Below are 11,681 nucleotides of genomic sequence, written 5' to 3' on the forward strand. Positions count from 1 at the left end.
TTGGATACGAGGCCGGCTTCAGCCGGTCGGCCCCTTCTCGCCAAGCGTCCAGTTCTCTTTGCGACCGCGCTCGTTTACGGGCAGTGCAACGCCCACGCGACGGCGACTGAAGCGAGCATTCGGCACAAGGTTGGTCATGATGATCTCGGCCACGTCCTCGTAGCTTACGATCAGTTCCGAGAGCTTGGATTTCATCATCAGCGAGAGGGCCACAGGTGGGGCCCAGCGCGCCCAGGAACCGACCCGGTACGGCAGCATCTCGACACTGATCCGCAGATCGCTTCGCGGCAGGCCACCGGCGGCGGCGACCATCGGTCCGGGACACATCAGAGACCAGTCACAGCTTGACGCCTGCAGGCGCCGCCAGTTGGTTTCGTGCGTTTTATACATGCCCGGAACGCCAGGCAGGCTGACTCCAATCCGGTCGGTATGCGGCACGGTCAGCACCGCCGCCCCTGCGAGCAGCCATATGCGGCTTGAAGGCCCCATATGCTGCTCCGCGGCAGCGACGACATTCTCGAAAAGCGAGACGAACATCGCCCCGTCCGCAACATGGCCGGCTGCATTGACAAGAGCATCGCAGCCCATGACCGCCGAGGCCATGGCCTGTTCGTCGAAGACATCGCCCTCCACGACTCTGACATGCTCCGGCAGAATGCCGGGCCAATGCTCGGCAAAACGGCTGGCGTTGCGTACGAATGCGGTGACCTCATGTCCATGGGCCAACCCACGCGCAACCAGCCTGCGCCCGAGATTGCCGGCGGCGCCGATCACGACGACCTTTTTGCGCTGGATTGCCTCTGCCATAACTGCCTTGGAATTTTTCACGATTAGCGTATCTTTAAACAAATGAGGATATCCTCATTTTTGAGACAAACGTCATTTATGAGAGGTTTCTCAGTTTGTCAATGACAAAATCGGCATCCTCAAAACGTGACCGCACCCGCCGCCAACTGCTTGATGCGGCAGTGAAAGTTTTTGCCGCGCACGGCGTCGAGGCCGGCACCATCCAGGAAATCGCCACCGTCGCCGGCGTCGCCAACGGCACCTTCTACAACTACTTCCAGACCAAGGAAGAGATCATGGAGGCCGCCGCCGTCGCGGTCGGGGTGGATTACTGCAAGCGGATCGCTGCCAGCGCCGCCCATATCCCAGACGGTGCCGAACGCATGTCGATCGGCGGCCGACGCTACATGCTCATGGCCCTGGAACAGCCCGAACTGGCGCGGTTCGCGATGTCGGTGGCGATCTTCTCACCGGTCTGGGCGGCACAGGTCGAGCCCTTCATCCGCGCCGACCTGATGTTGGGCATCAGGCAGAAGCGCTTCCATGTCGCCAGCGTGCCGGCCGCCATGGACATGATCACCGGCACCAACTACGCCGGCATCAACAGCATCCTCGCTGGCCGGGCCGGCAAGAGCCATGTCGCAACTCTTTCGGCGACGATCCTGCGTGGTCTGGGCATGACGCCGAAGGACGCCGACGACATCGCCCGCCGGCCCCTGCCACCAATGCCGCCTATCGCTGGAGAATGATCGGCTGGCCGTGCGGGGTGGCCCTGGCGGCGCGATCCCAGGCCTCGGCGCGTGCCTGCAGCGCGGCATCCGAGGTCGCGCCCTTGGCGACAACGAGCTTTTCCAGCGCATTGAGCCAGTGGCGGTAATAGGTCTCGCCGGTATCGGGGTCGCCGGCGGCCTGGGCGCGCCTGATCTCGGCGCTTAAGCTCTCGGCCCATTCCGGCCAGGTGAACAGGCCCTTCTGGTGCAGGGCCACGGCCATGGCGAAAGCCTGCGCCTCCCACGGCGCACGGAAAACCGGGGCCGCCGTCTCGTCGCAGGGCAGATCGGGCAGCAGCGATTTCAGCTCGCTCATGCCGGCTCCAGGTAGCTGTCCCAGGCATCGACCGACACCGACACAGTCGGATCGGCGCCTTCGCCCCAGAGCTCGCGGCCCTCGAAGCGCACGGTGTAAAGCCATTGCGGCATCTCGCCCCGGCCCTGCGCGCTGGCATCGGGGAAGACATGCATGCCATGCAGCAGCTCGACAGTGCCGACATGGCCGCGCACGTAACGCGGCAGGCGGGTATGGCCGGTGGGGTGCATGTTCTTCGCCCGCACGCGGTCGCCAGCCTTGAAGCGTGCCGGCTGGGTGGCCTCGCGTTCGGTCGGGCCGCCTTTCGCCAGCACCGCCGGCACGGCCTCGGCCTTCAGGATGCGGGCAAGCTGTTTTGGCGGCGCGAGCACGCGGCCGGCCTCGACCTCCTCGGCGCTGACCAGCCCACGCTCGGCCATCAGCTTCTCCAGGCCAGCGAGCCAGATCTCGTAATAGCTCTTGGCCAGATATTGCGGCGGCGGCAGGCTTTCGCGCGCCGAGCGCGACTGGTCGATGTTCCACTGCCCGGTCGCACCCATGGCCAGCGTCATGGCCAGCACGCGCTTTTCCCATTCGGCATGGAAGCGGATATGTTCGGGTTCGGGCTTTACTGGGCCGAAGCCCATCATGCCGCCCATGTCGGCCGCGCCGTTCACGGCGCATATCCTCTTCTTGCACCGTTCATGCCGGCACCTCGGCGGGATTGCGGGCCAGCCCGGTGCCGATCATGCTGTCGCGTGTCACCAGTTTTGCCAGCCGCTCCTCGCTCCAGCCATCCGTACCGGCCGGGCGTTCGGGGATGACGAGATAGCGCAGCTCGGCGGTGGAGTCCCACAGCTTGATCTGCTTCGCCGCCGGCAGGGTGACGCCGAAATCTTTCAGCACGCCGCGTGGATCGATCACCGCGCGCGAGCGATAGGCTGCCGACTTGTACCAGACCGGCGGCAGGCCCAGCACCGGCCACGGATAGCAGGAGCAGAGCGTGCAGACGACCATGTTGTGGGTGTCGGGTGTGTTCTCCACCGCCACCATATGCTCGCCCTGGCGGCCGGCATAGCCCAGCGACACGATGGCCGCCGTGGCATCCTTGCGCAGCCAGTCGCGATAGGCCGGATCGCTCCAGGCTTTTGCCACCACATGGGCGCCGTTATGGGGGCCGACCTTGGTTTCATAGGTTTCGATCAGCACGTCCAGCGCGGCGGGATCGACATAGCCCTTCTCGACCAGGATGCTTTCCAGCGCGCGCACGCGCAGTTCGACATCGCTCAGTTCGCTGCCGTGATCGTGGTCATGGTCGTGATGATGGTGGTGGTCATGGTGCTGGCTCATGGCCCAAGCTTAGCAAGCCGGGGCCGGCAAAGCCAACACCGCGCGCAGGCCCCGCGGGGTCTGGTCCGGCTGGTGGTCTTCCAGCCGCAGAGTGCCGCCATGCAGCTTCGCAATCGCAGCAACGAGGCTGAGGCCCAGCCCGACACCCTCGGCGGTCGAACGGCTGCTGTCGCCGCGATAGAAGCGGTCGGTGGCGCGGGTCCGCTCCTCGTCGGTCAGGCCCGGTCCGGTATCGGCCACGGCGATGGCGGCGCCATTTGCGCCGTCCCGGAGCAGGCTGAGCCGGATATTGCCGCCGGCCGGGGTGTATTTGATGGCGTTGTCGAGCAGGTTGCCGACCGCCTGGGCCAGCAGCGAGGGATCGCCGTCGGCCGTGAGGCCCGGCGCGGTCTCCAGCGTGAAGCTGAGGCCGCGCGCCTCTGCCGCCGGACCGTAGAGTTCGGCCGTATCGGCCAGCAGGGCGGCGAGGTCGACCTTGCCGAAGCCGGCGCGGCGCAGGCCGCTGTCGATCTCGGCCAGGCGCAGCAGGGCATTAAACACGCCGATCAGCCGGTCGATGCCGCCAATCGCCGCCGCGACTTCGTCCAGCGTCGCCTCCGGCCCCTCCGCGCGGCGCAGCAGGCTTTCCAGCCTAGCCCGCACCTCGGCCAGCGGCGTGCGCAGATCGTGGGCGATGGCATTCGAGACGTTGCGCACGCCTTCGATCAGTTGCTGGATCTGGTCCAGCATGCGGTTGATGGTGACGACAAGCTGGTCGAATTCGTCGTTGCCGAGCCCGGCCGGCACGCGGCGGGCCAGATCGCCCTGCACGATGGCGGTGGCGGTGCGGTTGATGCTTTCGATACGGCGCTGCACGCCGCGCCGCAGCAGCCAGCCGCCCAGCAGCGCGAGCGCCACGACGATGGCGCCGACCCAGACCAGACTGCGCAGGAACAGGTTGCGGATCGCCACGCGCTCCTGCACGTCCCGGCCAACCAGAAGCTGATAGTTGCCCGGCAGCACCACATGCAGCAGCCGCGTGGCATGCAGCTTGCCACGATACACCAGGTCCACTTCATACCAGCCCGGCGCCGGGCCCACCTTCAGCGGCCAGGCGTCGACATTGCCGCCCAGCGGCCTTAAGCGCGGATCGGTCAGCAGATAGATCGCCTTGCCATCGGCGGACTCGGCCTCGACACGTTCGTTCATCGTCTGGATCGCGCCGGCCAGGCCGAAATCGCTGAGCCGGTCGCCGATGGCCCGCGTATCGGCCGCGATCACCGCGTCGGTCTCGCGGTCCAGATACCCGGTGGTGTTCCACCACAAAAGCCCGACCAGCAGCAGCGACGAGGCGATGAACAGGGCTGCATAGCCCAGCGCCAGTCGCAGCGAGGTCGAATGCAGCATCTCAGGCCTCGGCCGCCATCATGTAGCCCGCGCCGCGCACGGTCTTCAGCAGGGGCTTCTCAGTGCCGGCATCGATCTTCTGGCGCAGGTTGCTGATATGCACGTCGATCACGTTGGTCTGCGGATCGAAATGGTATTCCCACACATTCTCCAGCAGCATGGTGCGGGTCACCACCTGGCCGGCATGGCGCATCAGGTATTCCAGCAGCTTGTATTCGCGCGGTTTCAGGGCGATGACCTTGCCGCCGCGCATGGCCTGCCGTTTCAGCAGGTCGAGACTGAGATCCCCCACTTCTAGCATGGTCTGGGTCGGCGCCGTGCGCCCCCGCCGCACCAGGGCCTGCAGCCGTGCCTCCAACTCCCCGTAGGCAAAAGGCTTGGTCAGGTAGTCGTCGCCCCCGGCACGCAGGCCGCGGATGCGTTCGTCCACATCCGCCAGCGCGCTGAGGATCAGGATCGGCGTGGTGTTGCCGGTGCGGCGCAGGGCATCGACGATGCCCAGCCCATCCACGCCGCCCGGCAGCATGCGGTCCATGATGATGGCGTCGTATTGCTCCGTGGTGGCGAGGAACAGGCCATCGCGGCCGTTATCGGCATGGTCGACGGTATGGCCCGCTTCGCCCAGTCCCTTGCGGATGAACTGGGCGACCTGCGGATTGTCTTCAACGATCAGAATTTTCATCGTCTTCAGGCCAGTTGCAGGGCCAGATAATAGGTGGTGCCCTCGCGCCTGACCAGCAGGGTGACGGCTTCCCTGTGCTGCTGGCGCGCCGTCTCGATCTGCTCGGCCGCTTCGGCCGGATTCGCCACCGCATGGCCGGCAACGCCCAGGATCACGTCGCCCGGCCGCACGCCGCTTTCCTCGGCCCTGCTGTCGGGCGTCACTTCGGTGACGACCGCCCCCTTGGCCTCATCGAGGCCCAGGCGGGCGCGCAGTTCCGGCGTCACCGGCGCCAGCGCCAGGCCGACGCGCTCCTCCCTGCCCGCCTCGTCCAGCGCCGCGCTCCGTTCGGCCGGCTGGCTGCCGACCGTGATGGTCAGCGTCTTCTCCCTGCCCTCGCGCCAGACATCGAGCTTCGCCCTGTCGCCCGCCTTCAGCCCGGCCACCTGGGTCGCCAGATCACGCGGATCGCGGATCGTATTGCCATTCAGTGCGATCACCACGTCGCCCTGCTTCAGCCCGGCTTTCGCGGCCGGGCCATCGGCCTGCACATCGTTCACCAGCACGCCTTCGGCATTCTTGCGGCCAACCGCCTTGGCCAGGGCCTCGGTCATCGGCTGCATGGTGACGCCGAGCCAGCCACGCGCCACCATGCCGCTGTCTTTAAGCTGCGCGATCACGCTGCCGGCCAGATTGGACGGCACGGCAAAACCGATGCCGACATTGCCGCCATTGGGCGTGTAGATCGCCGTGGCGATGCCGATCACCTTGCCCGACTGATCAAACAGCGGGCCACCGGAATTGCCCGGATTGATCGGCGCGTCGATCTGCAGGAAATTGTCGTAGGGGCCACTGTTCAGGTTGCGGCCACGCGCCGAGACGATGCCGGCCGAAACGCTGCCGCCGAGGCCAAACGGGTTGCCCACCGCCACCACCCAGTCGCCGATGCGGGCGCGGTCGGAATCGCCGAAGGCCACATAGGGCAGCGGCGTCTTGCTCTCGATCTTAAGCAGGGCGAGATCCGTCTTGGCATCGCGACCCTTCACCGTGGCGGGAAATTCGCGGCCATCGTCCAGCGTCACCACGATCTTGTCGGCGCCATCGACCACATGGTTGTTGGTCACGACGTAGCCGGCGGGGTCGATGATGAAGCCCGAGCCCAGGGCATGCTGCGGCCCGCTGCGGCGCTGCTGCTGGTCGCCGAACTGGCGGAAGAATTCCTCAAACGGCGAGCCGGGGGGAAACGGCGATTGCGGCAGGCGCTGGGCCTGGCGCGTCGCCTTCTCGGTGGTGGCGATGTTCACCACGGCGGGCTTCACCTTTTCGACCAGATCGGCGAAGGAGGGTTTGACGGCAAGCTGCTCGACCGGCGCGGCCGGGAGCGCGGCGTCGTTGGCCGCCAGGGCGCGGGCGGCGAGGTACCCGCCGCCGCCCGATAGGATCGTGCTGGCCAGCAGGACGGCGACTAGAATGCGCCTAAAGGAAGAACGTTCGGCTTTCATGGGTCTGCTCCTGTGCAGGTGAACATCCATGACGCCAAGATAGGAACGCCCGGTTTCCCGGTGCCTGAACGGCGGATTAATTAAATTTAATCTTCGGCCTCAGGCCACCCGCAGGTAGCCCATCATGCCGGTTTCCTGGTGTTCGATGATATGGCAGTGAAACATCCAGTCGCCCGGCTGGCCGGCGACGAAGGCGATGCGCACGCGCTCCTTGGGCCGCACCAGCACGGTGTCGGCCCAGTGCGGCGGCAGGTCGCGCTCCGACGAGCCCAGCACGCGGAAGGTATGGCCGTGCAGGTGCATGGGATGCTGGTGCGGCGTGCCGTTGAACAGCTCGACGATGTAGCTGCGGCCCGATTTGAGTTCGGCCAACGGCGGCGGCAACGCCCCCTGCTCTGCTCCTGGGCCCATACCCGGCCAGACCTGACGGTTGATCGACCAGAACACCTTCTGCGTCAGGCAGATTTCATCGGGGCTGACACTCATCTGCTTCGCCCAGGCCTGCAGGGCCGGATCGGGATTGCCGGCCAGAAGGCTGAATTCAAGCTTCTGCGCCGTTTTCAAGTCGGGCTGCGGCAGTTCCGCCTCGGGCAGGCGCAGGGTCGCCTTTGTACTGCGCATCGCCGCGCCGGCCGTGGCGATCCTGGCCAGCACGCGCGGCTTCGTGCTGAAGATATCCTGCAGCGCGATTTCGACACCGGCTTTCTCGGGCGCGACGAAGGCCACATCGGCACGCATGGCCGGCCCAAGCCGCCAGCCCTGCAGGGCAAAGGGTGTGCAGGCATTGCCATCGGTGGCGATCACCACGGCCTTCGCGCCGGGCAGATCGAGTTGCGGGATGCGGGTGGAATCCAGATTGAGGATCCGCAGACGCACGCGGGCACCCGGCGGCACGCTGATCGTTGGCGCCACCATGCCGTTGGCGGTGCGCAGGCTGCCGAAACTGCCGGCCTTCGCCGCGCCGGCATCGGTGAGGAAATCCTCGAAGCGGCCGTCATGCTGCACGCGCCAGTCTTTCAGCGCGATCACATGCTCCACGTCGAACAGGCCCTGGTCGCGCGGATCGTCCACGATCAGCACACCGGCCAGCCCGCGCCCCAGCGCCTCCACCGTGTTGCAATGGGGATGGAAAAAGAAGGTGCCGGGATCGGGCGGCGCGAAGCTGTATTCGAAGCTCTCGCCCGGCCGCACCGGCGGCTGGGTGATGTAGGGCACGCCATCCATGGCAAAGGGCACACGCACGCCATGCCAGTGGATGGCGGTATGCTCGGCCAGCTCGTTCTTCAGCGTGGCGGTGAAGCCCTCGCCGCGCGTGGCACGCAGCACGATGGGCAGGGTCTCGTTGCGGTCGTCGTCATAGAGCCAGAGATCGGATGGACCGACGCAGCCCGGCAGGGTCCTGGGCACGCGCCTGGCCGTGAGCTGGTAGCTGACCGGCAGAGCCGCCGCGCCGCGCGGCAGCAGGGCGACGGCCACCGCGCCCAGACCCGCTTGCAGCAGATGGCGGCGGGTCAGAACAGCGGACATGAGCGGCCTCCGGGACGGGAGAGCGCTGGCGACGGCTGGCGCAGACAAACAGAAAAGTAAGTGGCGGAGGGGGCGGGATTCGAACCCGCGGTACGACTTGACATCGTACGGTGATTTAGCAAACCACTGCCTTCAGCCACTCGGCCACCCCTCCGCACGCGAGTGGGTATTAACACAGTGTATGCGGGGCCTCTTCTAAGGCTCAGGGGCTGGCCTGTCAACGATCCTAAGCCGCTGAAATGGCGGCCGGTTTGCCGCCGGTCCAGGCCACCAACTCGCTGTAGGACAACGGGAAAACCGCATGCGGGTGGCCAGCGGCGGCATGCAGCAGCGGGAAACGCTGGAGACTGTCGTCGATCACGACCGGCAGGGCCTCCACATGACCCAGCGGCGCCACGCCGCCAATGGCAAAACCGGTGGCCCGACGCACCAGGGCTGCATCGGCACGCCCGGGCGGTGCATTCAGCCCCAGCGCGCGGCCCAGGGCCGCCACGTCGCATTGCCGGTCGCCGGCGACCAGGGCCATCACTGGGTTGCCTTCGGCAGCAAACACCAGCGACTTCACGATGGCGCCCACTTCGCAGCCCAGCCCGGCCGCCGCTTCGGCCGCCGTGCGCGCCGCGCCGTCCAGCACGATGATGCGGCCATGCGCGCCGCGTTCGGCCAGGGCGGCCTGCACGCGCTGCACCGAGGCGCTGGCCAGAACGGCCGCGGTTTCGGCCGTCTCGCTCATGGCACCTCGAAGCCGCGCTGCACGCCCGGCCGGGCCATCAGCGCATCGTACCAGCGCTTCACGTTCGGATAGGTCGCCAGGTCGATCAGGTGCCATTCATGGCGTGCCGCCCAGGGCAGGGTCGCCATGTCGGCAATGGAGTATTCCCTGCCGGCGAGGAATTCGTTTTTCGCCAGATGGCCGTCCAGCACCTTGTAGAGCCGCTGCGTCTCGGTGGTGAAGCGGTCGATGGCGTAGGGCACCTTCTCCTTGGCGAAACGCACGAAATGATGCGTCTGGCCCAGCATGGGGCCGAAGCCGCCCATCTGCCACATCAGCCACTGGATCGCCTGCATGCGCGCGGCGGCATCCTTGGGCAGGAACTGGCCGCTTTTTTCGGCCAGATAGATCAGGATCGCGCCGGACTCGAACACGGCATAGGGCTTGGTGCCGTAGGCGGCCGGCGGTTCATGGTCGACGATGGCGGGGATCTTGTTGTTCGGATTCACTTTCAGGAAATCCGGATCGAACTGCTCGTCCTTGGTGATGTTGATCGGGAAGGCCTGATACTTCAGGCCGCTTTCCTCCAGCATCACGGAGACCTTGCGACCGTTCGGCGTGCCCCAGGTGTATAAGTCGATCACGGCGAAATCCTTACTTGATGTGCTTGAGGAAATGGAAGCTGGAGATGCTGTAGCGCTGGCGGAAATAGAAGCGGTGCGCTTCCGCGCGATGCGTGCCGGAATCGAGGTCCACCACCTTGCGGCCCTCGTGCCTGGCGATGCCCTCCACCCAGTCGAGCAGCAGCGCGCCATAACCACGCGAGCGGCCGGTGGCCGTAGTGACCAGATCGTCGACATAGATCAGCGGACCATGCACCAGCCGCTCCTGCCGGCGAAAGCCGATGCAGGCCGCAGGCACACCGTTGCCGTCGGCGGCATAGGCCAGCATAAAACCTTCCTTGTGCTGGCGCTTCACCCGCGCCACCAGCTCGGCGGCATCCTTCAGATGCGGCCGCAATTCGTGCATCACCGGGAAACAGGCGGCGATCTTCGCGTCGGTATCGGCGATTTCGACCTTGGCGTTCTGCATGACGGCCTACCCCTTCACCACGCTGGCAGTCTGACCGAACAGCACCTTCTTGGCCTCTTCGGTCATCACCGGAACGCCCTGGTTGATCGCCTTGCCCTTCTCGTAGGCGACCTTGGTGGCGGGCCGGGCCCAGATGCTGTCGAACCAGCGCTTGAGGTTTGGGAAATCCTCCAGCTTCTGGCCCTGGCGCTCATGCGGCACGATCCAGGGATAGCTGGCCATGTCGGCAATGGTGTATTCGTCGCCGCAGATGAAGGCGCGGCCGTCCAGGCGCTTGTTCAGCACGCCATAGAGCCGGTTGGTCTCGTTCACATAGCGGTTGATCGCGTAGGGGATTTTCTCGGGCGCATACTGGCTGAAATGATGATTCTGGCCGCACATGGGGCCGAGGCCGCCCATCTGCCACATCAGCCATTCGGTGCAGGCGACGCGGCCACGCAGGTCCTGCGGGATGTGTTTTTTGTACTTGTCGGCGAGATAGAGCAGGATGGCGCCGCTCTCGAACACGCTGACCGGCGCGCCGCCATCCGCCGGCTTGTGGTCGACGATCGCCGGCATGCGGTTGTTCGGCGCAATCTTCAGGAAATCGGACTCGAACTGCTCGCCCTTGGAAATGTTCACCGGCTTGATCGTGTAGGGCGTGCCGGTCTCTTCCAGGAACAGGGTGATCTTGTGGCCGTTGGGCGTCGGCCAGTAATACAGGTCAATCATGGGCGTCTCCGGGCTAGACAGGCAAAGGATGGAACAGGATCAACCGCGCGGCAAGGCGCAGGCCGGGTCCAGTTAGCGCGCAAGCGAAGCCGAACAAGCCTTTCCCCGTGGGCAATCAGGCCCCGGCCCGGCCCCTGCCAGACTGCTGCCAGAATAGGGATCGCGCCGTGCCAACCTGCTCCATCGGAAGATGGAGACTCCCATGACGCAGCACCGCCCGATCCGGCTCTATTCCGGCCCCTTGAGCATGTTCGGGGCCAAGGCCCAGATCGCCGTGCTGGAAAAGGGCCTGGAGGCCGAGGTCGTGATGGTGCCTTTTGACATGAAGGCGCTGTACGAGCCCAAGCACGGGGAAGTGCTGCGCATCAACCCGAAACGACAGGTGCCGGTGCTGGTGCATGGCGCGGTGGAGATTTTCGACTCCACGCAGATATTCGAATACCTGGAAGACCTCTGCCCCGAGCCGCCGCTATGGCCGCGCGACATTGCCGGCCGTGCGCGGGCCCGACTGCTGGAACTGCAGTCGGACGAGGTCTATTTCCCGCATATCATCCGCCTCATGGGCCTGCAGGCCGCGCCCACCGACGCGGCCGCCGTGGCTGCGCGCGCCGGCGCGGCGCAGTTCTATGCCCGCATGGACAGCCTGCTGGATGACGGACGGCCCTGGCTGTGCGGGGATGGCTTCAGCTATACCGACATCGCCTTCTACATGGCGCAGATTTTCGGCGACCGCATGGGCGCGCCGATCCCCGCCGACGCCACGCGGCTGGTCGCCTGGCGGGCGTGGATGGGCGAACGGCACAGCGTCCGGCAGGTGGCCGGCGCCATGGGCCGCTGGCTGCTGAGCCAGGGCCGTCCCCTGCCCGCCTTTCTGCAGGCCCTGGTCTAG

The 11,681-nt window shown here is 66.0% G+C and carries 14 protein-coding genes and 1 tRNA gene; 2 read left to right on the plus strand and 13 right to left on the minus strand.

All coding sequences use genetic code 11. The features are described 5' to 3' along the window. Positions 1–18: 18 nt before the first annotated feature. On the minus strand, positions 19–849 hold the full coding sequence (locus ACK4FK_RS10330; RefSeq protein WP_409744792.1) for an NAD(P)-dependent oxidoreductase: 831 nt from the start codon (positions 847–849) through the stop codon (positions 19–21). Positions 850–908: 59 nt separating this feature from the next. Between ACK4FK_RS10330 and ACK4FK_RS10335 the strand changes: the two genes are divergently transcribed. Then, positions 909–1,535, plus strand: a complete 627-nt coding sequence (locus tag ACK4FK_RS10335; protein ID WP_409744794.1) for a TetR/AcrR family transcriptional regulator — start codon at positions 909–911, stop codon at positions 1,533–1,535. Here ACK4FK_RS10335 and ACK4FK_RS10340 read toward each other — a convergent pair. From ACK4FK_RS10340 to ACK4FK_RS10395, 12 genes are all read right to left on the minus strand, one after another. Then, the gene (locus tag ACK4FK_RS10340; protein ID WP_409744796.1) at positions 1,519–1,872 is read right to left on the minus strand and encodes a nitrile hydratase accessory protein; all 354 of its coding nucleotides are present in this window, start codon (positions 1,870–1,872) and stop codon (positions 1,519–1,521) included. The two genes, ACK4FK_RS10335 and ACK4FK_RS10340, sit on opposite strands and share 17 nt — an antisense overlap. Then, the gene (gene nthB / locus ACK4FK_RS10345; RefSeq protein WP_409744798.1) at positions 1,869–2,528 is read right to left on the minus strand and encodes a nitrile hydratase subunit beta; all 660 of its coding nucleotides are present in this window, start codon (positions 2,526–2,528) and stop codon (positions 1,869–1,871) included. The genes ACK4FK_RS10340 and nthB overlap by 4 nt, the downstream gene beginning before the upstream one ends. A 25-nt stretch (positions 2,529–2,553) precedes the next feature. Next, positions 2,554–3,201, minus strand: coding sequence for a nitrile hydratase subunit alpha (nthA, locus tag ACK4FK_RS10350; RefSeq protein WP_409744800.1), 648 nt, complete (start codon positions 3,199–3,201; stop codon positions 2,554–2,556). Positions 3,202–3,210: 9 nt separating this feature from the next. After that, positions 3,211–4,587: a sensor histidine kinase gene (locus tag ACK4FK_RS10355; protein WP_409744802.1), complete on the minus strand. Its 1,377-nt coding sequence runs from the start codon at positions 4,585–4,587 to the stop codon at positions 3,211–3,213. Position 4,588: 1 nt separating this feature from the next. After that, positions 4,589–5,269, minus strand: coding sequence for a response regulator transcription factor (locus ACK4FK_RS10360; protein WP_409744804.1), 681 nt, complete (start codon positions 5,267–5,269; stop codon positions 4,589–4,591). Positions 5,270–5,274: 5 nt separating this feature from the next. After that, on the minus strand, positions 5,275–6,750 hold the full coding sequence (locus ACK4FK_RS10365) for a DegQ family serine endoprotease (protein WP_409744806.1): 1,476 nt from the start codon (positions 6,748–6,750) through the stop codon (positions 5,275–5,277). Between the two features lie 99 nt (positions 6,751–6,849). Next, positions 6,850–8,277, minus strand: coding sequence for a multicopper oxidase family protein (locus tag ACK4FK_RS10370; protein WP_409744807.1), 1,428 nt, complete (start codon positions 8,275–8,277; stop codon positions 6,850–6,852). 61 nt (positions 8,278–8,338) lie between these two features. Then, positions 8,339–8,431, minus strand: a tRNA-Ser gene (locus ACK4FK_RS10375). Positions 8,432–8,503: 72 nt separating this feature from the next. Beyond that, on the minus strand, positions 8,504–9,010 hold the full coding sequence (locus tag ACK4FK_RS10380) for a YbaK/EbsC family protein (RefSeq protein WP_409744809.1): 507 nt from the start codon (positions 9,008–9,010) through the stop codon (positions 8,504–8,506). Beyond that, positions 9,007–9,633 (minus strand): glutathione binding-like protein, encoded by a 627-nt coding sequence (locus tag ACK4FK_RS10385; protein ID WP_409744811.1) that lies wholly within the window; start codon positions 9,631–9,633, stop codon positions 9,007–9,009. The genes ACK4FK_RS10380 and ACK4FK_RS10385 overlap by 4 nt, the downstream gene beginning before the upstream one ends. Positions 9,634–9,643: 10 nt before the next feature. Further along, positions 9,644–10,081, minus strand: a complete 438-nt coding sequence (locus ACK4FK_RS10390) for a GNAT family N-acetyltransferase (RefSeq protein WP_409744813.1) — start codon at positions 10,079–10,081, stop codon at positions 9,644–9,646. Positions 10,082–10,087: 6 nt separating this feature from the next. After that, entirely contained in the window at positions 10,088–10,792 is a 705-nt protein-coding gene (locus ACK4FK_RS10395) for a glutathione binding-like protein (RefSeq protein WP_409744815.1), read from the minus strand. A 202-nt stretch (positions 10,793–10,994) separates the two neighbouring features. Here ACK4FK_RS10395 and ACK4FK_RS10400 point away from each other — a divergent pair, with 202 nt between their 5' ends. Next, positions 10,995–11,681, plus strand: a complete 687-nt coding sequence (locus tag ACK4FK_RS10400) for a glutathione S-transferase family protein (RefSeq protein WP_409744817.1) — start codon at positions 10,995–10,997, stop codon at positions 11,679–11,681.

Origin of the sequence: Ferrovibrio sp. (assembly GCF_046297895.1) — a bacterium.
Classification (GTDB): Bacteria; Pseudomonadota; Alphaproteobacteria; order Ferrovibrionales; family Ferrovibrionaceae; genus Ferrovibrio.

Coding starts and splice junctions, on each gene's coding strand:
- ACK4FK_RS10390 (WP_409744813.1), bottom strand. CDS start 10,081: ATGCAGAACGCCAAGGTCGAAATCGCCGATACCGACGCGAAGATCGCC.
- nthA (WP_409744800.1), bottom strand. CDS start 3,201: ATGAGCCAGCACCATGACCACCACCATCATCACGACCATGACCACGAT.
- ACK4FK_RS10400 (WP_409744817.1), top strand. CDS start 10,995: ATGACGCAGCACCGCCCGATCCGGCTCTATTCCGGCCCCTTGAGCATG.
- ACK4FK_RS10365 (WP_409744806.1), bottom strand. CDS start 6,750: ATGAAAGCCGAACGTTCTTCCTTTAGGCGCATTCTAGTCGCCGTCCTG.
- ACK4FK_RS10370 (WP_409744807.1), bottom strand. CDS start 8,277: ATGTCCGCTGTTCTGACCCGCCGCCATCTGCTGCAAGCGGGTCTGGGC.
- ACK4FK_RS10360 (WP_409744804.1), bottom strand. CDS start 5,269: ATGAAAATTCTGATCGTTGAAGACAATCCGCAGGTCGCCCAGTTCATC.
- ACK4FK_RS10340 (WP_409744796.1), bottom strand. CDS start 1,872: ATGAGCGAGCTGAAATCGCTGCTGCCCGATCTGCCCTGCGACGAGACG.
- ACK4FK_RS10355 (WP_409744802.1), bottom strand. CDS start 4,587: ATGCTGCATTCGACCTCGCTGCGACTGGCGCTGGGCTATGCAGCCCTG.
- ACK4FK_RS10380 (WP_409744809.1), bottom strand. CDS start 9,010: ATGAGCGAGACGGCCGAAACCGCGGCCGTTCTGGCCAGCGCCTCGGTG.
- ACK4FK_RS10395 (WP_409744815.1), bottom strand. CDS start 10,792: ATGATTGACCTGTATTACTGGCCGACGCCCAACGGCCACAAGATCACC.
- ACK4FK_RS10335 (WP_409744794.1), top strand. CDS start 909: ATGACAAAATCGGCATCCTCAAAACGTGACCGCACCCGCCGCCAACTG.